Source organism: Pseudarthrobacter sp. NIBRBAC000502772, from assembly GCF_006517235.1.
Classification (GTDB): Bacteria; Actinomycetota; Actinomycetes; order Actinomycetales; family Micrococcaceae; genus Arthrobacter.
The window spans coordinates 1014481-1037899 of the sequence record NZ_CP041188.1 but is presented as its reverse complement, the minus strand read 5'-3'; the positions used below and the strand labels follow the sequence as shown (position 1 = coordinate 1037899).

The 23419-nt window shown below is 66.1% G+C and carries 23 protein-coding genes; 11 read left to right on the top strand and 12 right to left on the bottom strand.

Translation table 11 applies throughout. The features are described from left to right. Positions 1-114: 114 nt before the first annotated feature. The 3 genes from NIBR502772_RS04895 to NIBR502772_RS04885 form a co-directional block, all read right to left on the bottom strand. Positions 115-1641: an ABC transporter substrate-binding protein gene (locus NIBR502772_RS04895; RefSeq protein WP_141139311.1), complete on the bottom strand. Its 1527-nt coding sequence runs from the start codon at positions 1639-1641 to the stop codon at positions 115-117. 193 nt (positions 1642-1834) lie between these two features. Continuing rightward, complete coding sequence (locus NIBR502772_RS04890) at positions 1835-2848, bottom strand: Gfo/Idh/MocA family protein (protein WP_141139310.1); 1014 nt, start codon at positions 2846-2848, stop codon at positions 1835-1837. Next, positions 2845-3705: a sugar phosphate isomerase/epimerase gene (locus NIBR502772_RS04885; RefSeq protein WP_141139309.1), complete on the bottom strand. Its 861-nt coding sequence runs from the start codon at positions 3703-3705 to the stop codon at positions 2845-2847. Before NIBR502772_RS04885 ends, NIBR502772_RS04890 begins: the two co-directional genes overlap by 4 nt. A 222-nt stretch (positions 3706-3927) precedes the next feature. On the opposite strand from NIBR502772_RS04885, the gene NIBR502772_RS04880 reads away from it, so the two are divergent. Both NIBR502772_RS04880 and nadE read left to right on the top strand, forming a co-directional pair. Continuing rightward, the gene (locus NIBR502772_RS04880; RefSeq protein WP_141141937.1) at positions 3928-4944 is read left to right on the top strand and encodes a LacI family DNA-binding transcriptional regulator; all 1017 of its coding nucleotides are present in this window, start codon (positions 3928-3930) and stop codon (positions 4942-4944) included. A 146-nt stretch (positions 4945-5090) separates the two neighbouring features. Next, positions 5091-5912: an ammonia-dependent NAD(+) synthetase gene (gene nadE, locus NIBR502772_RS04875; RefSeq protein ID WP_141139308.1), complete on the top strand. Its 822-nt coding sequence runs from the start codon at positions 5091-5093 to the stop codon at positions 5910-5912. A gap of 148 nt (positions 5913-6060) precedes the next feature. On the opposite strand, the gene NIBR502772_RS04870 is transcribed toward nadE, so the two are convergent. After that, positions 6061-6843, bottom strand: coding sequence for an IclR family transcriptional regulator (locus NIBR502772_RS04870; protein WP_141139307.1), 783 nt, complete (start codon positions 6841-6843; stop codon positions 6061-6063). Between the two features lie 198 nt (positions 6844-7041). On the opposite strand from NIBR502772_RS04870, the gene NIBR502772_RS04865 reads away from it, so the two are divergent. From NIBR502772_RS04865 to NIBR502772_RS04855, 3 genes are all read left to right on the top strand, one after another. Continuing rightward, entirely contained in the window at positions 7042-7779 is a 738-nt protein-coding gene (locus NIBR502772_RS04865; RefSeq protein WP_141139306.1) for a CoA transferase subunit A, read from the top strand. Positions 7780-7850: 71 nt separating this feature from the next. After that, positions 7851-8525 carry a CoA transferase subunit B gene (locus tag NIBR502772_RS04860; protein ID WP_141139305.1) on the top strand — a complete coding sequence of 225 codons (675 nt, stop codon included), beginning with the start codon at positions 7851-7853 and terminating at the stop codon, positions 8523-8525. After that, entirely contained in the window at positions 8522-9718 is a 1197-nt protein-coding gene (locus tag NIBR502772_RS04855) for an acetyl-CoA acetyltransferase (RefSeq protein ID WP_141139304.1), read from the top strand. Before NIBR502772_RS04860 ends, NIBR502772_RS04855 begins: the two co-directional genes overlap by 4 nt. A gap of 84 nt (positions 9719-9802) precedes the next feature. Here NIBR502772_RS04855 and NIBR502772_RS04850 read toward each other — a convergent pair whose 3' ends face one another. Next, positions 9803-10540 carry an ankyrin repeat domain-containing protein gene (locus NIBR502772_RS04850; RefSeq protein WP_141139303.1) on the bottom strand — a complete coding sequence of 246 codons (738 nt, stop codon included), beginning with the start codon at positions 10538-10540 and terminating at the stop codon, positions 9803-9805. A 10-nt stretch (positions 10541-10550) separates the two neighbouring features. After that, positions 10551-11150 carry a heme-binding protein gene (locus tag NIBR502772_RS04845; protein WP_141139302.1) on the bottom strand — a complete coding sequence of 200 codons (600 nt, stop codon included), beginning with the start codon at positions 11148-11150 and terminating at the stop codon, positions 10551-10553. Positions 11151-11412: 262 nt separating this feature from the next. On the opposite strand from NIBR502772_RS04845, the gene NIBR502772_RS04840 reads away from it, so the two are divergent. The 3 genes from NIBR502772_RS04840 (at position 11413) to NIBR502772_RS04830 (ending at position 13672) form a co-directional block, all read left to right on the top strand. Further along, a complete protein-coding gene (locus NIBR502772_RS04840; protein WP_141139301.1) occupies positions 11413-12675 on the top strand; it encodes a sensor histidine kinase in 1263 nt (420 codons plus the stop codon). Beyond that, entirely contained in the window at positions 12672-13298 is a 627-nt protein-coding gene (locus tag NIBR502772_RS04835; protein WP_141139300.1) for a response regulator transcription factor, read from the top strand. The genes NIBR502772_RS04840 and NIBR502772_RS04835 overlap by 4 nt, the downstream gene beginning before the upstream one ends. Positions 13299-13468: 170 nt before the next feature. Next, the gene (locus NIBR502772_RS04830) at positions 13469-13672 is read left to right on the top strand and encodes a cold-shock protein (RefSeq protein ID WP_013599688.1); all 204 of its coding nucleotides are present in this window, start codon (positions 13469-13471) and stop codon (positions 13670-13672) included. Positions 13673-13749: 77 nt separating this feature from the next. Here NIBR502772_RS04830 and NIBR502772_RS04825 read toward each other — a convergent pair whose 3' ends face one another. Next, positions 13750-14883, bottom strand: a complete 1134-nt coding sequence (locus tag NIBR502772_RS04825; RefSeq protein ID WP_141141936.1) for an acyl-CoA dehydrogenase family protein — start codon at positions 14881-14883, stop codon at positions 13750-13752. A 163-nt stretch (positions 14884-15046) separates the two neighbouring features. On the opposite strand from NIBR502772_RS04825, the gene NIBR502772_RS04820 reads away from it, so the two are divergent. Both NIBR502772_RS04820 and NIBR502772_RS04815 read left to right on the top strand, forming a co-directional pair. Next, on the top strand, positions 15047-16783 hold the full coding sequence (locus tag NIBR502772_RS04820) for an AMP-binding protein (RefSeq protein ID WP_141139299.1): 1737 nt from the start codon (positions 15047-15049) through the stop codon (positions 16781-16783). Positions 16784-16785: 2 nt separating this feature from the next. Beyond that, entirely contained in the window at positions 16786-17292 is a 507-nt protein-coding gene (locus NIBR502772_RS04815) for a MarR family winged helix-turn-helix transcriptional regulator (protein ID WP_141139298.1), read from the top strand. Between the two features lie 33 nt (positions 17293-17325). Here NIBR502772_RS04815 and NIBR502772_RS04810 read toward each other — a convergent pair whose 3' ends face one another. Next, a complete protein-coding gene (locus NIBR502772_RS04810; RefSeq protein WP_141139297.1) occupies positions 17326-17904 on the bottom strand; it encodes a helix-turn-helix domain-containing protein in 579 nt (192 codons plus the stop codon). A 66-nt stretch (positions 17905-17970) separates the two neighbouring features. On the opposite strand from NIBR502772_RS04810, the gene NIBR502772_RS04805 reads away from it, so the two are divergent. Further along, positions 17971-18945: an NAD(P)/FAD-dependent oxidoreductase gene (locus NIBR502772_RS04805; protein ID WP_141139296.1), complete on the top strand. Its 975-nt coding sequence runs from the start codon at positions 17971-17973 to the stop codon at positions 18943-18945. Positions 18946-18952: 7 nt separating this feature from the next. On the opposite strand, the gene NIBR502772_RS04800 is transcribed toward NIBR502772_RS04805, so the two are convergent. From NIBR502772_RS04800 to NIBR502772_RS04785, 4 genes are all read right to left on the bottom strand, one after another. Next, positions 18953-19729, bottom strand: a complete 777-nt coding sequence (locus tag NIBR502772_RS04800; protein ID WP_141139295.1) for an enoyl-CoA hydratase — start codon at positions 19727-19729, stop codon at positions 18953-18955. A gap of 94 nt (positions 19730-19823) precedes the next feature. After that, positions 19824-20738 carry a 3-hydroxyisobutyrate dehydrogenase gene (mmsB, locus tag NIBR502772_RS04795; protein ID WP_141139294.1) on the bottom strand — a complete coding sequence of 305 codons (915 nt, stop codon included), beginning with the start codon at positions 20736-20738 and terminating at the stop codon, positions 19824-19826. Then, the gene (locus tag NIBR502772_RS04790; RefSeq protein WP_141139293.1) at positions 20731-21813 is read right to left on the bottom strand and encodes an enoyl-CoA hydratase/isomerase family protein; all 1083 of its coding nucleotides are present in this window, start codon (positions 21811-21813) and stop codon (positions 20731-20733) included. Before NIBR502772_RS04790 ends, mmsB begins: the two co-directional genes overlap by 8 nt. Continuing rightward, positions 21813-23312 (bottom strand): CoA-acylating methylmalonate-semialdehyde dehydrogenase, encoded by a 1500-nt coding sequence (locus NIBR502772_RS04785; protein ID WP_141139292.1) that lies wholly within the window; start codon positions 23310-23312, stop codon positions 21813-21815. The genes NIBR502772_RS04790 and NIBR502772_RS04785 overlap by 1 nt, the downstream gene beginning before the upstream one ends. Positions 23313-23419: the final 107 nt, after the last annotated feature.

Sequence of the window (23419 nt, the reverse complement as noted above, 5' to 3'; positions counted from 1 at the left end):
CTGGCTCCATTGAACTGGCATGGATTGGTTGCCCGATCCGGTAGCCCACCGTTGGTGGGCTACCGGACCTGCGCCTGAATTTGTGTGGCTACGTGCCCGGTGCTTCTTTGCGGGTTACTTGGCGGGCGAGTAGTTGTAGATCGACGGAACGGCCTGCTGGACCTGGGGTTCCACCGTGACCTTGGCGTTGTGGTAGTACATCTGGTTCACGCGGAACATCGGGGCGAACCAGGCCTGCTCCACTACGTACTTGTTGACTTCCTGGGCCAGCTTGCCAGCGTCCTTGCCGCCCTTCTCGACTGCATCGATCTTGGCCTGCAGCTCGGGAGTGGTGTTCTTGAACGGGTTGTAGAGGGCCTTCGTGGAGATGATCTGGTTGGTAGCAACCCACGGCTCACCCTGGAAGAGGGAGAAGAACATAGTGGTGAACTTCTGGGCGGCGACATCGCTGGTGAACGTGTTGGTGATGGCGGCACCAATGTTCACGGTGATTCCAACGTCCGCCAGCTGCTGCTTGATCACCGCGAGCTGGGTTTCCCAGCCCGGAACCGACGGGATGTCGAGGACAACGCCGGTCTCGTAGCCGGCTTCCTTCAGGAGGGCCTTGGCCTTGGCCGGATCGTAGCTGTAGTAGTTCTCCAGCTCTTCGGTCCAGGCCCCGCTGGCCTTGCCGAACGGCTGCGACGTCGGGGTGCCTTGGCCGAGGAGGACCTGTTCCACAATGGTCTTGCGGTCAAAGGCGTAGTTGATGGCCTGGCGGACCTTGACGTTCGCCAGTGCGGGGTTCTTGGTACCGTCGCGGTCCAGCAAGAGGAGGCCCTGCCAGTCCACCTCGGTGGCTACCAACTTCATCTTGGCGCCTTCGGCCTGTTTGCCGGTCTTGGGATCCAGGAGGGTGGCGTCAATCTGTCCCGAAACCAGGGCGTTGGTGCGGGCGGTCAGGTCAATAAGGGTCTTAAAGGTGACCTTCTGGAACTTCTGGAGGTCTTTGTTCCAGTAGTCCTTGCGGGCGGTGAACACAGACTGCGAGTCCTTCACTGTGGCGGCCTTGTCCATGACATACGGTCCGCTGCCTACGGGCTCGGTCTTGATGGCTTCGGTGCCCAGCGCCTTGGGGCTGCCCATTAGGCCGGCAGCCTGGCTGAGGTAGAACTCTAAAGAGGGATCCGGAGTAGTCAGGTTCAGTTCGATGGTGTCAGCATCCACTACTGCGACGTCGGAGACCGCGGTCAGCTGGGCCATCTGCGGACCGTTGGCCTTTTTGAAGTGGTCCAGGTTCGCCTTGGCCGCTTCGGCGTCGAACTTGGCGCCGTCGCTGAAGGTCACGTCCGTACGGAGGTCAACGGTGAGCTTAGTGTTGGCGTCGTTGTACTTCCACTCGGTGGCCAGCATGGGGCTGAGCTTGCCGTCCGGCTGCCGCAGGAGCAGGGAGTCATACGCTGCCTGGTACGGCTGCAGGGCGTGCCCAACGTGGGCCTGGGCCGGGTCCCAGGAGCGGATTTCCGAAACGGCTCCGAGGGTCAGCGTTGTTGTTTTGGCTGCTGCCGTACCGGTGCCACCTGCGGCGCCGCCGCAGGCCGTCAGCGCCAGTCCAGCGCTGACGAGAATAGCAGCTGCTGCCGCCTTGGGACCTAACTTCATTGTTGGCTCCTGAATCTGTGGAACGTGAGAGTTGCGAATTCGGCCGATGTGGCGTGGACCACACCGGCCTTCGAGATTCAGAGTACGCATAATTGCCAACTTTGGCAATCGATTGTCAGAATTGTTGCAATCTTAGCGAAAATGGCCGCAAATGAAACAATTCAAGGGTATCCAACCGGTTGCCACGAGAAGACTAGGAAACCGTCGCCACAGCGTCCTTGTAGCTCTGGCGGTAAATCTCCTTGACGATCCTCAGCGATTTCTCCGCTTCTTCAGGATCGATCCAGAACGGGCCCTCATCACCGAGCCGGGCATAGAAGTCATTGATGAGCAGCTCGTGTGAGACCCCCCAGTAGGCGCGTCCGCCGGACTCCATTACACGCTCGGGGACCACATCCACGCGCCCGTCCGCATAGGTGACGGTCAAGTCCCCACGAAGGCTGAGAGTCGCTTTTTCCGTGACGATGTCCAGCGTGACCGGCGCATTGACGGCGTTGGCCAGGGTGGCATAAAAGGCGCTGCGCGCACCGTTGGCATGCTCGGCAACAAACTCAGCGGTGTCCTCCACCTCGATGGTTTCCCCCAGGAACCTGGTGGCCGCGTTGCCGGATAACGAAACGACGTCACCCACCAGCCACTGCAGCAGGTCGACGGTGTGGATGGCCTGGTTCATCATGAGCCCGCCACCGCCCCCCGCCCAGGTTCCGCGCCACGGCCGGCTGAGGTAATAGTCGGCGTCGCGGTGCCACAGCACCGTAGCTGAAGCCCCTACTACCGCACCCAGCTCGCCGGAGGAAAGCAGTGCGTGCATGGCCTGCGAGGTGGCGTTGTAGCGGTTCTGGAAGCAGACGGCGATCTTGGCAGTGGAGGCCTTGGCAGTCTCCACCAGCCGGCGGCCTTCTTCGAGCGTATGCGCGAGCGGCTTTTCAACAATGACGTTCACACCACGCTCAAGGCAGTCCGCCGCGATGGAGGCGTGCATGTTGTGCGGGGTCGTAACGTGCACAACATCCGGTCCCACGGCCTCGAGCAGGCTGAGGTGATCAGGGAACCCGGGGACACCATAGGCGGCCACAGCAGCCGCAAGGCGGCCGGGATCCGAGTCGCAGACCCCGGCCAGCCGCGCGCCGTCGAGCTTTGCGATGGCCTCAAAGTGCACCGCCGACACATCGCCGCAACCGATAACTGCGGCCTTGAGGCCCGTCACGACAGTTCAATTCCGTTCTTGGCAGCAAGGACCGCGAAGGCGCGCGCGGCCATGCCGAAGGCAACCGGCCCGGAGAAGCCACCCAGTTCGTGGTGGCTGGCGAGGTGCGGCTCGAGTGAGGCAAAGCCTGCGTAACCGTCTGCCTTCAGGGCGGCAATGGTGGCGTCCAGTTCGCCGTCGCCATGGCCGGAAGGCACAACCTCACCCGTGGCCATGATGGCGTCCTTGACCTGGAGGTATTCGAGGTAGGGGCGGAGCATGGCGTAGCCATCGGTGTAGGGCCGGACGCCAACCTGGACGAAGTTGGCGTTGTCCCAGGCGACGCGAAGCGCTGGCGAGTCCACGGACTCCATGATGTCCAGGACGCGCAGCGGCGTATCGCCGTAGATGTCCTTCTCGTTCTCGTGCAGGAGTACGACGCCGGCGCTTGCGGCTTCAGCGGCCAGTGCCCGCATGCGGGTGATGACGTCGTCGCGGATTTCCTCCGGCGTCTGGGTTTCACTCCGGTAGAACGAGAAGACCCGGATGTACTTGGTATCCAGCCCCTTGGCCACGGAGATGATCTGGCGGAGGCGCTCCACCTCATGCTCCACGGGCAGGCCGATGTCTACCTTGCCGATGGGGCTGGCCACGGCTGAGACCTTCAGGCCCTTGGCGTCCAGGAGTTCCTTGAGCTCGGATACCTGCCCCGGCGTCAGTTCGGAGACGTTGACGCCCCAGGCGCTGCGTACTTCAATGTAGTTCGCGCCAAGCGCCAGCAGGACAGCGGCCTGGATGGCGGGGTCCGTATCCACTTCATCGCCGAATCCTGAGAGCGTCCAGACTGTGCTGGCTGCTTCGGTTGTTGCTTCGGTCACGGGAATCTCCTTAGGTATGCCCGCCACGGGACAGCCTTGGTGCCGCTCCGGCGCGCGGGTGACTCAGTTCACAAAAAGTGCTGCCCTAAGTCTAGACACGTCAACTGTCAATGACAACCGATTGCCAATTGATTGCAGGCTGTGGCAATCTAGGAGCTACAGGGCTGTGGCAACCATCACAAGCCCCCTGTCATCCCGTTCAGTGAGGAGCGCGCCATGGCGATGCAAGCAGCCGGAACAGACCGTCCTGCCACCATCCACGACATCGCCGCAATCTGCGGCGTGGCCGCGTCCACCGTGTCCCGCGCACTTTCCACTCCCGACCGGGTCAACATCCGGACGCGTGCACGGATCGAAGCCGCGGCCGCCGAATTGAACTACACGCCGAACAGCCAGGCGAAGGCGCTGAGCTCCGGCCGCACCGGCGCCGTCGGCGTCCTGGTGCCTGACATCACCAATCCGTTCTATTTTGACCTCATCCGGGGCACCCAGCTGCAGCTCAAGGCGGCCGGTTATACCCAGCTGCTTGTGGACACGGAAGAGTCCGACGAGGTGGAGGCCTCCACCATGGAGCAGCTGCGCAAAAGCGCTGACGGCATCATCGTCGCCGCGTCCAGGCTCAGCGACGAGGCGCTGTTGGCCGCGGCCGCCAAGATTCCCATGGTGACAATCAACCGCGACGTAGCCGGCGTTCCCGCCGTCGTGATTGACACGCCGTCCGCCACCAGCCAGGCGCTGGACCACCTGATTTCCCTCGGCCACACCCGCATCGCCTACATGGCCGGCCCCCTCACGTCTCAATCCAGCACTCTTCGATGGAATGCGCTGTCGGCTGCCGCGGAGGACCGCGGCGTGGAAGTGCGCAGGCTGGGCCCGTTCGCCCCCAAGACACAATCAGGTGCTGCCGCGGCAGATGCGGCCGTGCACTCCGGCGTCACCGCATGCATTGCCTTCAACGACCTCATCGCCATCGGTATGCTCCAGCGGCTGCGCGAACGCGGCATCCGGGTCCCGGAGGACATCAGCGTGGTGGGCTGCGACGACATCTTCGGCGCGGACTTCTGCAATCCCCCGCTGACCACCATGACATCGCCGATCGAACAGGCCGGCCGGGTGGCCGTGTCCATGCTCCTGGCCCAGCTCAACCCGCTGGCGGGCGGTGGCAGCCGCAGCCGTTCCCTGATGCCTACGCATCTCACGGTCCGCGGCTCCACCGGAGCGGCACCGGGAACGCTGTAGGTCCGGGGCCCCAAGTGTCCGTTCGCGCTGAGTGCTCAATTGTCCGTTCGCGCCGGGGCCCCAAGTGTCCGTTCGCGGGTGGACACGTGGGTGGTTCGGGTGGACACAGTTGAGCGTTGTTGACAGGGCTGACTAGGCTGGATCACATGCGCGAACTCCAGGCCACCATCATCGAAGAAATGGGCGTGCAGCCCCGGATCGACCCCCTCGGGGAGGTGCGCAAGCGGGTGGATTTCCTGAAGGATTACCTCCGGGCAACCCATACCAAGGGCTTTGTCCTGGGCATCTCGGGCGGGCTGGACTCCTCCCTCGCCGGCAGGCTGGCCCAGCTGGCCGTGGAGGAGCTGGAGGCCGAAGGCGTGGAGGCCAACTTCGTGGCGGTCCGCCTTCCGTACGGCGTCCAGCACGACGAGGACGACGCCCGGGCCGCCCTGGACTTCATCCAGGCCAAGACGGAATGGACCTTCAACATCTCGGCCGCCGTGGATGGCTTCGAGGACGAATTCGAGAAGACGGTGGGGAACGGCATCTCCGATTTCCACAAGGGAAACACCAAGGCACGCACGCGGATGATCGCGCAGTACGCCCTGGCCGGGGAGCACAACTACCTGGTGATCGGCACCGACCACGGCGCAGAGTCCGTCACCGGGTTCTTCACGAAATTCGGCGACGGCGGCGCGGACATCCTGCCGCTGTTCGGCCTCAACAAACGCCAGAACCGTGAACTGCTGGCCGAACTGGGCGCCCCTGCGCGCGTCTGGGAAAAAGTACCCACCGCGGACCTCCTGGACGGCAGGCCCGGACGCACCGACGAGGACGAACTGGGAATCACGTACGACCAGATCGATGACTACCTCGAAGGCCGGGAGATCCCCGAAGCGGCGGCCGAGCTGATCGAAGAGAAGTACCTCCGCACACGCCACAAGCGCACCGTGCCGGTCACTATCTTCGATACGTGGTGGAAATAGCTGAGCCGACGTAGGCCCGGTCGGGCTATCAGCCGAACCGGGGCACTTTGAACCCTGTCCGGTCCGATCCCGCCCGGAATACGGCGTGTCCGTGTCAATGTGCCCGACAACGGGGTCAGCCACACGACGCCGCGCAGTGCCGAGCAGTTCAGGCGGAGCCCGGCGAACGGGTCAGCAGCGACGTGATCCGGTGGGCTTCCTCCATCAGCAGTTTGCCGAGGAACTCCTGCCGTTCCGGCCGGAACCTTGGTTCGATGCCGGTGAGTGAAAGCGCGCCCACGGGCCTGCCCAGCTGGTCGAAGACGGCAGCCCCCATTCCCCAGCTACCCTCAAGCACCAGGCCGGGATTCACTGCAAAGCCATGCAGCCGGGTCCGTTCCAGATTCCGGCGGACCACGTCCATGCTGTGGCCTGCCGCGAAGCTGCCGGCGTGCTGGTCCCAGCCGGACAGGATGGCCTCCTGTTCCTCGTCCGGGAGGAACGCCATGATGGCGGTCCCGGCCGAGGCCACTCCCAGTGGAAAGCGGACTCCCTCGTGCAGCACGAAGGAGCGTACCGGGAAGCTGCCCTCTTCCCGCAGCACGCAGACCGTCTCCTGGCCCCTGCGGATGGAATAGAACGCGCTCTCGCCGGTCTCCTCCGCCAGGCGGCGGAGACTTGGCCGGGCCAGGTCTTCAAACGGGAAGCGGGCCGCTGCCACTGATCCCAGCAGGAAAATCTCAGGCCCCAGGATCCAGTTTCCGTTGCGGGCATCGTGGTCCAGGAGGCCTTCCGCGGCAAGGGAGGCCAGGAGCCGGTGGACGGTGGGGCGGGTCAGCCCGGACTCCCGGACCAGCCCGGCAATCGAGCTGCCCTCCGGCTTCCGGCCGACCAGCCGCAGCAGTGACGCCACGCGGCCCACTACCTGCGCCCCTTGGACTGGATTTGCCATTCTGACCACCAACTCTCAAAAATCCTCCACAATGTGGACACCGCAAAGCCTACCGTCCACGCTGTGAAATATCTGCCTTGCTGGCATGATTGCGTCATTGACCAGCTTCAGCGAGCGCCCTAGGCTCCTTCCCTAGGCCCTATGTCCACAAAGTGGATACCCCGAACGGCTCTGCACGCTCGATGACGAGGAGACGGAATGTCCAAACTGAAACCCAACGCCGCCGCGGCCCTGGCGGAAACGCTCCAGGACGGCATGACGCTCGCCGTCGGCGGTTTCGGCCTGAGCGGCATCCCGGCGGACCTCATCGAGGCCGTGCGTGATTCCGGTGTGCGCGACCTGACCGTGGTGTCCAACAACATGGGCGTGGACGGGAAAGGCCTGGGCGTGCTGATCGAAGCCGGCCAGGTCCGCAAGGTCATCGCATCGTATGTGGGCGAGAACAAACTCTTCGCCGAGCAGTACCTCGCGGGCCTGCTTGAGGTGGAGTTCACCCCGCAGGGCACCCTGGCCGAGCGCCTCCGTGCCGGCGGCGCCGGCATCCCCGCCTTCTACACCAAGACCGGCGTGGGAACGCTGGTGGCCGAAGGCAAACCGCTCGCAGAGTTCGACGGCGAAACGTACGTCCAGGAGCGCGCCATCCGCGCCGACGTCGCGCTGGTCCACGCGCACACCGCGGACACGGACGGCAACCTGATCTACCGCTACACGGCCCGGAACTTCAACCCCGTGGTGGCCACCGCCGGCTTGGTGACCATCGCCGAAGCCGAAGTCATCGTGGAGCCCGGCGCACTGGATCCCAACCACATCGTCACTCCGGGCGTATACGTCCAGCACCTGGTTCAGGCGCGCGGCCGGGTCAAGGACATTGAACAGCGCACCGTCCGCTCCCGGGAAACCGCAGCAGTCCCCGCCTCAACACCTGTGTCCGCCTGACCCGCCGGCCACACAGACAGCGCGAACGAACACTTAAGCCCTGCAAAACTTTGAACCCCAAGGAGAAACCCATGGCCTGGACCAGGGATGAAATGGCTGCCATCGCGGCCGAGGAACTGAACGACGGCGACTACGTCAATCTGGGCATCGGCATCCCCACGCTGGTGGCCAACAACCTGCCCGACGGCGTCCGCGTGGTCCTGCAGAGCGAAAACGGCCTGCTCGGCATGGGCCCGTTCCCTTATGAGGGCGACGAAGACGCGGACCTCATCAACGCCGGCAAGCAGACCGTCACGGTCCTAGCCGGCGGCAGCATCTTCGACTCCGCCACATCGTTCGGCATGATCCGCGGCGGCCACGTCAAGGTGGCCATCCTGGGCGCCATGCAGGTCTCCGGCAACGGCGATCTCGCCAACTGGACGATTCCCGGCAAGATGGTCAAGGGCATGGGCGGTGCCATGGACCTGGTGGCCGGCACGCCGCGCGTGGTGGTTCTGACCGAGCACAACGCCAAGGACGGCACGGCCAAGATCGTCACCGAGTGCACCCTGCCGCTCACCGGCCTGCGTTGCGTGGACCGGATCATCAGTGATCTCGCGGTTTTTGACCTTAAAGAAGCGGACGACGACGGCGGGCGGCAGCTCACGCTGTCCCGCCTTGCGCCGGGGGTCACCGTGGAGGAAATTCGCGACAAGACCGAAGCCGCATTCGACGTCCAGCTTGAAACCGCAGGAGTGGCAGCATGAGCCTCAAGGAACAGTTCGGCAAGGATGTCCTGCTCACCGGATGGGGCCACAGCCGGTTCGGCAAGCTCACGGACGAAACCCTTGAGTCCCTGATCGTCCAGGTGGCCACCGAGGCAATCAGCAACGCCGGGATCGAGCCAGGCCAGATCGATGAGATCTACCTGGGCCAGTTCAACTCCGGCATGATGCCGCTGGCGTTCCCGTCCTCGCTGGCCTTGCAGGTCTCGGACCAGCTGGCCAACGTCGCCGCCACGCGTGTGGAGAACGCCTGCGCCTCAGGGTCGGCCGCGTTCCAGCAGGGCACTAAGTCGCTGCTGGCCGGGACAGCGAAGACCGTGCTGGTGATCGGCGCCGAGAAGATGACCCACGCCGGCGCCGACGTTGTGGGGGCCGCCCTGCTGGGCGCTGACTACGACATGGCCGGCCAGACGTCCACCACCGGCTTCACTGGCCTGTTCGCGGACGTCGCCAAGCACTACGAAAAGCGCTACGGTCGCGGCGACGGACAGCTGGGCGACCTGCTGGGCTCTATCGCGGCCAAGAACCACCTCAACGGCGTGGACAACCCCTACGCCCAGCTCCGCAAGGATCTCGGCGAGGACTTCTGCCGCACCGTCTCGGACAAGAACCCCATGGTGGCCGATCCGCTGCGCCGCACCGACTGCTCCCCCGTGTCCGACGGCGCCGCTGCCGTTGTGCTCAGCACCTCGCCAACCGGCGGGGCCACTGCGCCGGTAAGGCTCGCCGGCTTCGGCCAGGCGAACGACTTCTTCCCGGCCGAACGCCGGGACCCCACCGCCTTCGCCGCCACGCGCATGTCCTGGCAGCGCGCGCTGGGGATGGCCGGCGTCGGGCTTGAAGACCTGGACTTCGCTGAGGTCCACGACTGCTTCACCATCGCCGAACTGCTCATGTACGAGGCCATGGGCCTGACCGAACCGGGCCAGGGCGCACGCGCTGTGCAGGAAGGCTGGGTCTTCAAGGACGGGAAGCTGCCCATCAACGTCTCCGGCGGACTCAAGGCCAAAGGCCATCCCGTCGGCGCCACCGGCGTATCCCAGCACGTCATCGCCGCCATGCAGCTCACCGGGACCGCCGGCGACATGCAGCTCGCCAACCCCCGCCGCGCCGCCGTCCAGAACATGGGCGGTGTGGGCATCGCCAATTACGTCAGCGTCCTGGAAGCCGTCTAGCCACCACCATCGGCTGCTCCGTAACCGCCGTTTTGAGCTGTCAAAAGGGCCGTTACGGAGCAATCGATGAAGGTACGAGGGCGGCTAGCGGGCACGGATCAGGCTGGCGATTTCCAGAAAGCCCAGCCGTTCGGCGTTCTGCAGGGCGGTCCGCCCCTGGGGATCCCGGATGTTGGGGTCCCCGCCGGCCGCCAACAGCTGCCGGACCACGTCCTGTTGCCTGGGGCCGCCGTTGTTGAGCAGGATGGCCTCCTGCATGGCGGTCCACCCCAGGTTGTTCACATGGTTCACGGGCACTCCGGCGGCCAGGAGGATGCGCACGGTCTCCACATGGCCGTGTTCGCTGGCGGGGATCAGTGCCGTCCCGCCATAGCGGTTGGTGCTGGAAACGTCCGCACCGGCCGCCAGCGTCAGCTGGAGCACCTCGTTGAATCCCTCCGCCCCCGCATAGAGGAACGCGGAATCCTGGATGGCGTCCTTGGCGTTCACGTTGGCGCCGCGGCCGATCAGCTCACCAACCAGCGCCACATTGTTGGCCTTCGCGGCGGCGATAAGCTCCTGGTCGAGCCGGGTCTGGGCCTGCGCCGACAAGGCTGGCGGCGTGGTGGGAGCCGGGTTGGGGGCAGACGGTGATGCGGACGGCGTGGAGGTGGCCGGAAGCGGGGGCTCCGGACTTTCCAGGACGGACGACGGCGGCGACTCCTGCCGTTGCGGCTCGCCGGGACCCGCCTGGCAGGCGGCCAGGTAAGCTGATACACCGCCCGCCAGAAAGAGGATTGCCGCCGCCCTGCGTGCCCGGCGCCAGGTCCTGAAGCGCCTCATGGAGCCGAGCCTACTTGGCCGGGCCGGCAGCAGCAGCGGCAATGGCCTCGGCGCCGGCGGTGGCGCAGGCCTCGTCCAGGTTGCCGTCGGGGGCACCGCCCACGCCGATGCCTGCCACGGACACACCATTGACCTTGAGCGGAACGCCGCCGGGCAGGAACAGGGTGCCGGGGAGGTCCGCAATGCTGGGCCCGTTGCCGTTGACGCGCTTGGCCAGCTCGCTCGTCGGTGCACCGAAAGCGGCCGCGGTGTAGGCCTTCTGCTTGGCTGCTTCGATCGTGTGCTCGGCGGCGTTGTCCCCGCGCAGGAGCGCCTGGACGGTGCCGAACCTGTCCACGAGGGCCACCGTGACGAACGGCAGTTTGTCCACCTGGCATTTGGCGAGGGCTGCACGGACGGCGTCGGACGAGGCTCCCACGGTGATGCGGTTCTGTGCCACGGCGGTTTCCGGCGCCTGCGGAATATCGGCGGCGGGCACCGCAGCGGGGGCGGGCACGGCGGCAGGGGCGCCCGCCGGGTTGGTCCCGGCATTGGCTGCAACGGTCAGCCCTCCGGTCAGCAGCAAAGCTCCGGCGGCGGCAGCGGCGGCAATCTTGTTGGACTTCTTCATGGTGATCTCCTCGGGTTGATGGACTCACGTTGACGGACGCACGTTGTTGGACGCACGTTGGCGCAATGGGACCCACGTTGGCGGAATGCCCTGATGGGCATCGACTCCATCCATCCTGTCCAGCCCCGCCGGAACAAACATCGGGCCTTCGGCCACGCCCCGCTCCCCCGGATGGCCAGCAGCATCAGCCAAAAGGCGGAGAGACCAGCAACGGCGCGGGCAATAGCATGGGATAGAACGCCCCTGACCTGAACCGGACCCCATGCCCTCCCCAGCCACTCCCCGTAAAACCCTGACCGACGGATCCCCGCCGACCACCGGACCCGCCCAGCCTCGTGGACCGGCCGGCGCCCCTGGCCAGTTCGGCCGGATCGACACCGCCGTCCACCTTGGCTTCGCTGTCCTGCTCGTTGCTTCGGCCGTCCGCTATGCCATGCGGCACAGCCTGCAGGACAACCTGCTGGTCCTCGGCCTGGCTGGAACGGTGTGCGCGCTCTACGCCGTCATCGCCGTACTGGCCCGGCAGAGACGCCCCTGGGCGGTCTGGATGCTCGTGTTTGTGGCCGTCTGGGCAGCACTGGTCATCGCCGCACCCAGCTTCGCCTGGTGTTCCTTTGCGATCCTCTTCCTGTGCCGGACAGCCTTTACGGGCGTCGTGGGTTACGTGGCGGCAAGCGCGACGGCGGCCGCCACCGCCGTCGGGCTGTTCCGGCTCAGCGACGGGACGGACCTGGCGATGCTGCTGGGGCCGCTCGCCGTCGGCGTGATGCTGACGCTGATCTATGACCGGATCGAGCACGACGCCGCGGAGCAGCGCCGTCTCCATGCGGAGGTATCGCTGGCACACGGGCAGCTGGCGGCCAGCGAGCGCCTGGCCGGCACCATCGCCGAACGCGAGCGCGTATCGCGGGAGATCCACGACACCGTGACGCAGGGCCTGGCCAGCAGCCTGCTGCTCCTGGAGGCCGCTGGCCATTCGTGGCCAGGCCAGGCATCGCGCCAGGAACTCAACCAGGCTACGGAACTGCTGCGCCGGAATCTCTCCGAGACGCGCAATCTGGTCCACGAGCTCGCCTCCCCGGGCCTCGACGCATCGACGCTTCCCGAAGCCCTGCACCAGGCGGCCGCCCAGTACGTCCCGCACGCCCGGCTCCTGGTCACCGGCGAACCGAGGGACGTCCCGGCGGACGTCCGGCACGCCCTGCTGCGGGTGGTCCAGAGCGCGGCCGCGAACATCCAGCAGCACGCAAACGCCGCCACCACAACCCTGACGCTGGGGTTCCTTCCCGGCTCCGTCACCTTGGACATCTACGACGACGGGACGGGCTTTGACCCGTCGGCGGCAGCACCGCCGTCGGACGCCGGAGGCTACGGGCTTCGGGCCATGCGCCAGCGGGTGGAGCAGCTGGGCGGGGTATTCTCGGTGGAAAGTTCCCCCGGCGAAGGGACCATCGTGGCCGCACAGGTGCCGGCCCGGGTGCAGTCAGCGCCACCTGGCCAGCAGATGACAGCGGAGGACGAATGACTACCATCACTGTCCTCCTGGTGGACGACCACCTGGTGGTCCGGAGCGGACTGAAGGCGCTGCTGGGTACGCAGCCTGACTTTGACGTGGTGGCCGAGGCCGCCTCCGGCGAGGAAGCGCTGGGGCTAGTGGAACACCACTCCCCTGACGTCGTGGTGATGGACCTGGCCATGGGCGCCGGAATGGACGGGATCGAGGCCATCAGGCAGGTGCGGCAGCGCAACAGCCGGCAGGCCATCCTGGTGTTCACCACCTACGATTCCGACGCGGACATCGTCCGGGCGGTGGACGCCGGTGCCATGGGCTACCTCCTCAAGGACGCCGCCCCGGACGAAATCTTCGCCGCCATCCGCGGTGCCGTGCAAGGGAAGAGCGTCATGAGCGCCCCCGTGGCCTCCCGGCTCTTCCAGCAGCTGCGCAATCCCGACGAGGTCCTGACGCCCCGGGAGGCGGAGCTGCTGAGCCTCCTGACCGAGGGGCTCAGCAACCGGGAACTGGGCCAGCGGCTCTTCATCTCGGAGGCCACCGTCAAGACCCATCTGGCGCATATCTACGCCAAGCTCGGGGTGGAGACCCGCGCCGCGGCGATCGCCACGGCCATCCGCCGGGAGGGCATGCGCTAGCCCGCAGCGGTCAATTCCCGTGTACCACTTCTGTAACAGCGGTGACACTTGATGACTGCAGCTATTGCACGCCCACCGCGCAGCCCCTAGGTTTGAGACAGCGGACTACAGACTCCGCGTCTGCCTGCCGTCCGAGCAGGACCAGAAAAGGGTTACAAAGGAAGTTAGCAATGGCAACAGGCACAGTTAAATGGTTCAACGCTGAAAAGGGCTTTGGTTTCATCGCTCCGGACGACGGATCCGCCGATGTTTTCGCGCACTATTCCGCAATCGCCAGCAGCGGCTACCGCTCGCTGGATGAGAACCAGAAAGTCGAATTCGATGTGACCCAGGGCCCCAAGGGCCCGCAGGCAGAGAATATTCGCCCGCTCTAAGGTTCTGATCAACTGCCCTGACCGTGCTGCAAAGCATGGCCAGGGCAGTTTTTTCTTAAGTTCTTTCCGGTGAATTGCTAGACGAAGGCCGATTTTCCGGTAACGGCCCGGCCAACAATCAGCGAATTGATTTCGTAGCTGCCCTCATAGGTATAGAGGATTTCGGCATCACCAAACAGCTTGCCCATTTCAAAGTCCGAGCTGATCCCGTTGCCGCCCAGCAGCGACCGTCCCATCGCCACCGACGCGCGGGCCAGCCGGGTGCACGTGGATTTTGCCATGGCCGCCTGCGCCATCTCCAGCTTGCCGTCCGTCTGGATCCGGGCGAGCTGGGCCATCAACGCCAGTGACGCGGAGGCGTTGCCCAGGATCTCCGCCAGTTGCTGCTGGACCAGCTGGAAGCATGCCAGTTCCTTGCCGAATTGCTTGCGTTCCAGGGAGTAGGAACGGGCGACGTCGAAGGCGGCCAGCTGGATCCCGGCACCTTGCCAGCCAACCCAGGCGCGCGAATCCCGCAGGAGGTCGTTGGCTTTGGAGAAGTCCGTGGCGCCCGGCAGCATGTTGGACGCCGGAATCCTGACGTTGTCCAGCACAATGTCAGCGTTCTGCATGATCCGCAGGCCGATCTTGTTGGCAATCTTGGTTGCCCGGTAGCCAGCGCGGTCCGTCTCCACAATGAAGCCTTTGATGTGCCCGTCCGCAGCGTCGCGCGCCCATACCAGGGCAAAGTCCGCGATGGTCCCGGAGCCGATCCAGCGCTTCGCGCCGTTGATCACCCACTCGCCGCCCTCCAGCCGCGCGGATGTTTCCAGCCCGCCGGCGATGTCCGAGCCGTGCTCCGGTTCGGTCAGGGCGAAGGCGCCCAGCTGGGTAAAGTTCTTCAGGCCAGGCAGCCACCGCTGCTTCTGTTCCTCGGAACCGAGGGCGTCGATCATCCCCACGATCAGTTCGTTGTGGATCCCCACGAGTGCCGACAGTGAAACGTCCGCCCTGGCCACTTCGACGTACATCAGGCCCTTAAAGAGCTTGGACGTGCCGTCCGTCTGCAAGGTGCCAAGCCCGTGCTTGCCCATCTCCGCCAGCAGCCCGAACGGGAATTCCTCGCGGTTCCAGTAGTCAATGGAGGCCTGCCGCACGGTGGACTGCAGGAACGCCCGGATCTCCAGGTAGCGCTCACGTTCCGCCGCGGGCAGGAGGTCCACGATGTGCATCAGGTCTGCCTCTGGATAGGGCGGGGCTTCGGTCACAACACGCTCACGTCCTTGTGGCTGCACGCTTCATATCCCTTCGGTCTTCCAAACCCTTGGATGTCCTAGTATATTGCACAGGGATGGATTCTTAGTGATGCGCATCACTGGACGAAAGGTGTCCCCCATGTCAGTCACCGATGACTTCCGCGAGGCACGCGACCGCCTGCTGACCCTGCATTCCGACTACCACCAGGCCAGGCGCGAGTTCGTGTGGCCGCGCTTCACGGAATTCAACTTTGCCCTCGACTGGTTCGACCAGATCGCCGCCGATCCTGAGAAGGCGGGCAATCCGGCCCTGGTCATCGTGGAGCAGGACGGATCGGCTACCCGCCGGAGTTTCGCGGACCTGGCCGCCCGTTCCAACCAGGTGGCCAACTGGCTGAGAAGCCAGGGCATGCGCCGCGGGGACCGCATGATCGTTATGCTGGGCAACCAGGTGGAGCTCTGGGAGCTAATGCTGGCCGGGATCAAGCTGGGCATTGTCCTGATCCCTACCACCACCCTGATGGGTCCGGAGGACCTGGCCGAACGCGTGGAGCGTGGCGAGGCGGGCTGGGCCGCCGTCGGGCGTTCCAACATCGGTAAGTTTGCCGGCGTCCCCGGCGATTACCGCCTGATCGAAATCGGCGGGATCGGCACCGCCGCAACAACCACGGCCACCGCGGGTGCCCTCCAATACACGGATTCGACGACGGCGGCAGTCACCTTCACAGCCGACGCCCCCACCCACGCGGACGAGACGCTGCTGCTGTATTTCACCTCCGGAACCACGTCGAAGGCCAAGCTGGTGGAGCACACCCACACGTCGTACCCGGTGGGGCACCTCTCCACGATGTACTGGATCGGCCTGGAACCCGGCGACGTGCACCTGAACGTGGCGTCGCCGGGCTGGGGCAAACACGCGTGGTCCAATTTCTTCGCCCCGTGGATCGCGGAGGCGTGCGTATTTGTCTACAACTACGCACGGTTCGACGCCCGTGCCCTGATGGAGCAGATGGACCGCGAGCATGTCACCAGCTTCTGCGCCCCGCCCACGGTCTGGCGGATGCTCATCCAGGCGGACCTGAAAGTGCTGAAGACCCCACCCACCAAGGTGGTCTCCGCGGGCGAACCGCTGAACGCCGAAGTGATCGAGCAGGTCCAGCGCGCCTGGGGCCAGACCATCAGGGACGGCTTCGGCCAGACCGAAACCACCGTCCAGGTGGCCAACACGCCCAGCCAGCCGGTCACCATCGGCGCCATGGGGCGGCCGCTTCCCGGCTACGACGTTGTGCTGGTGGATCCGAACACGGGGGAAGAAGCCGAAGACGGCGAGCTGTGCCTCCGCCTGGACCCCCGGCCGGTGGGGCTGATGAAGGGCTACTACGGGGACGCGGAACGGACCGCCGAGGCGTTCCGCGGCGGCTATTACCACACGGGCGACATGGCCAGCCGGGACAAACACGGTGTCATCACCTACGTGGGCCGCGACGACGACGTCTTCAAATCCTCCGACTACCGGCTCTCGCCGTTCGAACTGGAGAGCGTGCTGCTGGAACACCCCGCCGTGGCCGAGGCGGCGGTGGTTCCGTCGCCGGATGCGGTCAAGCTTTCGGTCCCCAAGGCCTATGTTGTGCTGGTGTCCGGGCTGGAGCCGGGGCCGGAGCTGGCCGAGGACATCCTGCGGTACTGCCGCGAACACCTGGCGCCGTTCAAACGGATCCGGCGGCTGGAATTCGCGGCGCTGCCCAAGACCATCTCGGGCAAAATCCGCCGTGTGGAGCTGCGGCACAATGAGGTGCTCCGGCATGGCGGGGGCGCGCACCCGGACGGCTTCGGTGTGGAGTACTCCGAGGCGGATTTCCCGGGGCTGAAGGGCTGAGGATGGCCGCGCCACTGCCCCGGGACCCCATCGCGGACGCCCAACGGAACTGGGAGGAGCACGGCTGGGCCGATGTCGCCGCCCCCATGGCTGCGATCACCGCGATCATGCGCACGCAGCAGATCCTGCTGGCCCGGATCGAGGGTGCCCTGAAACCGTTCGGGCTGACCTTCTCCCGCTACGAACTGCTCGCGCTCCTCAGCTTCGCCCGCAGCGGTGCGCTGCCCATGAACAAGGCGAGCGCCCTGCTCCAGGTCCATCCCACCTCGGTGACGAACGCCGTCGACCGTTTGGAAGGCTCGGGACTGGTGACCCGTTCGCCGCATCCCACGGACGGCCGCACCACCCTGATCGAGCTCACCGCGGAGGGACGGATCGTTGCCAAACGGGCGACGGCGGTGCTCAACACCGAGGTGTTTGGCCAGTCGGGTTTCGACGCAGCCGATGTTGACCAGCTGATCCGCATCCTGGGCACGTTCCGCCGCAACGCCGGGGACTTTGCGGACTAGGGGCGTCCCTTAGCGCTCGGCGGCCCAACGGGTCTAGGAGCGCGGCTTGGCTCTGACGTGCATGCGTTCGCCCTGGGTTCCAAAGAGGCTCAGGAACTCCACCGCTTCGGTGTTCGCCCGGCCGAACCAGTGGGGCACCCGGGTATCAAATTCGGCTGCTTCGCCGGGCCCCATCACCAGGTCCCGGCCGCCCAGGACCATCCTGAGTTTTCCGTTGAGCACATACAGCCATTCGTACCCGTCGTGGACCTGGGGGTCCGGCTGGTCCGGCGTGCCGGCCGGCAGGATGTGCTTGTAGGCCTGGATCCCGCCGGGCCGCCTCGTCAGCGGGATGATGGTCATGCCGTGCCGGACCATGGGGCGCAGGTGCAGGCGGGGATCGCCCGTGGCGGGAGCCCCGACGAGTTCGTCCAGCGGGACCCGGTGCGCTTTAGCCAGCGGCAGCAGCAACTCCAGGTTGGGGCGGCGCTGCCCGGATTCCAGCCGTGAAAGTGTGCTGACCGAAATCCCGGTGGCCTCGGCGAGGGCCGCCAGGGTGGTGTTGCTGTTGAGGCGGAGGGTCCTGAGCCGCGGCCCCACCGCTGCCAGCACGTCGTCGAATTCTTCATCCATTGGCCCAGTTTGCCATTCCAGCAACTTTCCTTGCCACCCTGAGCAGGTGCCGCGGAGCATGGAGGCATGAGAACACACAATGAAAGCACCTGCGACGTCCTGATCATCGGTGGAGGGGCCGCCGGCCTGAGCGCCGCGCAAATGTTGGGCCGGTCGCGCCGTTCCGTGGTGGTGGTTGATAGCGGCGAACCCCGCAACGCCCCCGCCCAGGGGGTCCACGGATTCCTGTCCCGCGATGGTGTCGGCCCCGCCGAACTCCTGAGGATCGGACGTGCCGAAGCCGAGCACTACGGCGCACGGATAGTGGAGGGCGAGGCTGTTGCCGCTGCGGGCAATGCGGCCGACGGTTTTTCCGTGACCCTGGCGGACGGCACCGTGATCCGCGGGCGCCGCCTGCTGATCACCACCGGGCTGGTGGACGAATTGCCGGGGATTGCCGGGCTCCGCGAGCGCTGGGGCAGGGACGTGCTGCACTGCCCGTTCTGCCACGGCTGGGAGGTGCAGGATCAGGCCATCGGCATCCTGGGCAACGGGCCCTGGTCCGTGCACCAGGCCCTGCTCTTCCGGCAGTGGAGCGGCAACATCACCCTGTTCCTGAACGACCTGACCCTGCCCACCGACGACGAGCTGGAGCAGCTGGCCGCCCGGGGCATCAGCGTGGTGGCGGGCGCCGTTGAATCATTGCGGGTGGAGCAGGACGTCCTGCGCGGTGTCGCCTTGGCCGGTGGACCCGAGATCGCCGTGGACGCGGTAGTGGTGGGACCCCAGGTGCGCGCACGGCTGGGCGCCTTCGCCGGACTTGGCCTCGAGCCGGCACCCCATCCCCTGGGGATCGGGGACTTCCTGGAGACCGATGCCGACGGCGCCACCGCGGTGGCGGGGGTGTGGGCGGCGGGCAACGTGACGGACATGCGTGCGCAGGTCCTGGCCTCGGCGGCGGCTGGTGCGTGGACCGCCGTCGTGATCAACAACCATCTGATGGCCGAGGAACTGGCCGCAGACGTCGCGGCCCACCGGGAATCCCTGTCGGTTGCCCGGTAATTACCGGTCAGCGGTGGGTGAACTCGGGCTGCCGTTTTTCCGTAAAGGCGGCCATGCCTTCCTTCTGGTCCTCGCTGGCAAAGAGGGAGTGGAAGATCCGGCGTTCGAACAGGACACCCTGGGCGAGTCCCGTTTCAAAGGCCGCGTTGACGGCTTCCTTCGCAAGCATGGCCACGGGCTTGGACTTGGACGCGATGACCTCCGCGGCCTTCAGCGCCTCCTCCACCACATTCTCCGCGGGCACCACGCGCGAGACTAGTCCGGAGCGTTCAGCCTCCTCGGCGCCGATGAAGCGCCCGGTGAGGATCATGTCCATGGCCTTGGCCTTGCCCACGGCGCGGGTGAGCCGCTGCGAACCGCCCATGCCCGGCAGCACGCCGAGGTTGATCTCCGGCTGGCCGAACTTGGCGTTGTCCCCGGCGATGATGAAATCGCACATCATGGCCAGCTCGCAGCCGCCGCCCAGGGCGAAGCCGGACACGGCCGCGATGACCGGGATCCGCAGCCGGGTGAAGTCCTCCCAGCCCCGGAACCAGTCTGCGGCGTACATGTCCATGTAGCCCTGCGAGGCCATTTCCTTGATGTCGGCACCCGCGGCGAACGCCTTGGTCGAGCCGGTGATCACCACCGCGCCCACGCCGGGGTCGGCGTCCATGGCGGCGACGGCTGCCACGAGCTGGTCCATGGTGGCTTTGTCCAGGGCGTTGAGCGCCTCCGGCCGGTTGAGCGTGACCAGCCCTACCCGGCCGCGCTGTTCCACAAGGATGTTCGTGTACTCCGTCATGCCTGACCTTTCAGCTGTTTTCGCGTGTTGTTCGTGCTGCAGAGTTGCCAGTGCTGCAGATGGTTTTCGCGTGTTGCCAGTGCTGGAAATGGTGCTAGTGCTGCGATTTGTCGCGGATATCGGTGATGATTCCGGAGAAGTCCCGGCCGGCTCCGCCTTCAGCGGCAAACGTATCGTAGATTTCCGAGGCGAGCGGTCCCAGCCGGGCCGCCACCCCGGTACTTTCCAGCGCATTCAGCGCCAGCCGCAGGTCCTTGGCCATCAGCGCCCCCGCGAAGCCCGGCTGGTAGTCGCGGTTGGCGGGGCTGGTGGGGACCGGTCCGGGCACGGGGCAGTTGGTAGTCAGGGCCCAGCATTGCCCGGAGGCGTTGGAGGCGACGTCGAACAGCGCCTGGTGCGTCAGGCCCAGCTTCTCGCCCAGCACAAAGGCTTCGCTGACCGCGATCATGGAGACCCCCAGGATGAGGTTGTTGCAGATCTTGGCGGCCTGGCCGCCGCCGTGCCCGCCGCAGTGGACCACCCGTTTTCCCATCACCTCGAGCAGGGGCCGGACCGCCTCGAAGTCCTCCGTTTCGCCGCCCACCATAAAGGTCAGCGTGCCGGCTTCCGCACCCACCACACCGCCCGAGACCGGGGCATCCACGGCACGGTGGCCGGCCGCAATGGCGAGTGCGGAGGCTTCGCGTGCCTCGTCAACGTTGATGGTGGAGCAGTCCAGGAACATGGTCCCCGGCTTGGCCTCGGCCAGCAGGCCCGGCTGTCCCTCCGCGCCGCGGTAGGCGTCCAGCACATGCTGTCCGCTGGGGAACATGGTCAGCACCACGGCGGCACCGGCGATGGCGTCCAGCGGACTGGCCGCCGTGGGGACGCCGTGTGTTTGGGCGGCGTCCAGCGCGGCGGGGACCACGTCGAAGCCCGCCACGGTGTAGCCGGCCCGGACCAGGTTCACTGCCATGGGCCCGCCCATGTGGCCCAGGCCCAGGAAAGCGACGGTGGTTTGTTCAGGCATTGTCCGGCTCCTTTGTGTGCAGGTTGAGTTCCCGGTCCCCCAGCGGCGCGAAGAACCGTTCGATGTCCGTCGCGTGCACCTCGTGCAGCGTGGCCGGCTTCCAATGCGGATCGCGGTCCTTGTCCACCACCTGCGCCCGGATCCCTTCGCGGAAGTCGGGCGCAACCAGGAACCGGAGCCCCACGCGGTATTCCTGCGCCAGCGCCTCGTCCAACGTCAGTCCTTTGGCCCGGCGGAGGGACTCCAGGGCCACCTTCACAGCCGTCGGCGACTTCGCTTCGATGGTGGTGGCGGCCTCGGCCGCTTCGGCCGCAGGCTCCCCGCCCGACGCACCGCCCGGGGCCTCATCCAGCGTCCGCAGCCGCCGGACAATGTCCTCCACGTCGTCACTGGCGTAGGCGGCATCGATCCAGCCGCGCTGCGCCTCCAGCCCGGAGGGCGGCGGGCTCTGGGCAAAACGTACGACGGCGGCTTCCGCACTTTCGTGTTCGAGCGCGGCCGCCAGCTCCGGCAGGCTCCCGGACGGGACAAAGTGGTCCGCGAGGCCCAGGAACAGCGCATCCGCCCCGGTCAGGTGGGCTCCGGTCAGCGCGGCATGGGTGCCGGTCTCTCCAGGTGACCTCGCCAGCAGCCAGGTCCCGCCGACGTCGGGCACAAACCCGATGGTGGTCTCCGGCATTCCCGTCCGGGTCCGTTCGGTGACCACCCGCACGGAGCCGTGCGCGGAGATTCCCACGCCGCCGCCGAGCACCAGTCCGTCCATAAAGGCCACATAGGGCTTGGGGTACGCGGCGATGAGGGAGTTCAGCCGGTATTCGTTCTGCCAGAAGTCAGCAGTTTCCGCACCGCCGCCGAGGATGTCCCGGTAGATCGCCACAATGTCACCCCCGGCGCAGAGGCCACGCTCACCGGCGCCGCGCACCAGGACTGTGGCCACGCCGTCGTCGTCCGCCCAGGCAGTGAGCTGCGCCAGCATGGCGTCCACCATGCCGGCGTTCAGGGCGTTGACGGCCTTGGGCCGGTTGAGCGTGATGATGCCCAGGTGGCCGCGCTTCTCGAACAGAACCTCTGTCATCAGCTGCCTTCCGGCATGATGAAGCTGGCGCCCTGGCGGATCCCCGACGGCCAGCGCGTGGTGACCGTTTTGGTCTTGGTGTAGAAACGGAACGCATCGGCGCCATGCTGGTTCAGGTCGCCGAAACCGGACGCTTTCCAGCCGCCAAACGTGTAATAGGCGATGGGGACGGGGATGGGGACGTTGATGCCCACCATGCCCACCTCCACCCGGCTGGCGAAGTCCCGGGCGGCGTCGCCGTCGCGTGTGAAGATGGCCACGCCGTTGCCGAATTCGTGCTCGGAACACAGCCGGAGGGCTTCGTCGTAATCGGCGGCGCGGAGCACGCTGAGGACGGGGCCGAAGATTTCCTCCTGGTAGATCTTCATGTCCTTGGTGACGTGGTCGAAGAGCGTGGGGCCTACCCAGAAGCCGTCGTCATAGCCTTCCACCGTGAGGCCGCGCCCGTCGGCCAGCAGGGTGGCACCCTCGTCCACGCCGGACTGGATGTAGCCCTCGATCCGTTCCTTGGCACTCGCCGCCACCACGGGCCCGAAGTCCGAGTCCTTGTCCAGGCTGTGGCCCACCCGCAGGTGCTTCACGCGCTCTGTCAGCTTGGATACCAGGGCGTCCGCGGTTTTCTCCCCCACCGGGACGGCCACGGAAATGGCCATGCAGCGCTCGCCCGCGGAACCGAATCCGGCGCCGATCAGGGCATCGGCGGCCATGTCCAGATCCGCGTCCGGCATGATCACCATGTGGTTCTTGGCCCCGCCAAAGCACTGGGCGCGCTTTCCGTGGGCGGCCGCGGTGGCGTAGATGTACTGGGCGATGGGCGTTGAACCCACAAAGCCGATGGCCTTCACACGGGGATCTTCCAGCAGCCCGTCAACGGCTTCCTTGTCCCCATTGACCACGTTGAACACACCGTCCGGCAACCCGGCTTCGGTGAACAGTTCGGCCAGACGCAGGGGAACCGAGGGGTCCCGCTCGGAGGGCTTGAGGATGAAGGCGTTGCCGGCGGCGAGGGCCGGACCGGACTTCCACAGCGGGATCATGGCCGGGAAATTGAACGGGGTGATACCCGCGACCACCCCGAGTGGCTGGCGCAGCGAGTGGACGTCGATGCCTGCACCGGCGTCGTCGGAGAACTCGCCTTTGAGCAGGTGGGGGGCGCCCGCCGCGAACTCCACCACTTCAATGCCGCGCTGGATATCGCCCTTGGAATCGGCGAAGGTCTTCCCGTGTTCGGAGGAGAGCAGGGTGGCCAGTTCGTCCATGTTCTCGTTGACGAGGTCAACAAACTTAAGCAAGATCCGGCCGCGGCGCTGCGGGTTCATGGCGCCCCACTGGACCTGCGCTTTCTCCGCGGCAGCCACCACGTTCCGGACCTCCTCCGCGCTGGCGAGGGGCAGGCGCGCCTGCACTTGGCCCGTGCAGGGGTCAAAAACGTCACTGTAGCGGCCGGAGGTCCCCGTCACCCGCTGGCCGTCTACGTAATGGGATAGTTCGCGCACCATGATGCAATGCTCCTTCGCATGTGATCCAGGTCATCTCTGCAAGCGAATATACTCGGACTTCCTACTAAATTCCAGACTGCCCCAAAACCCTCGTGGCACACGCTGCC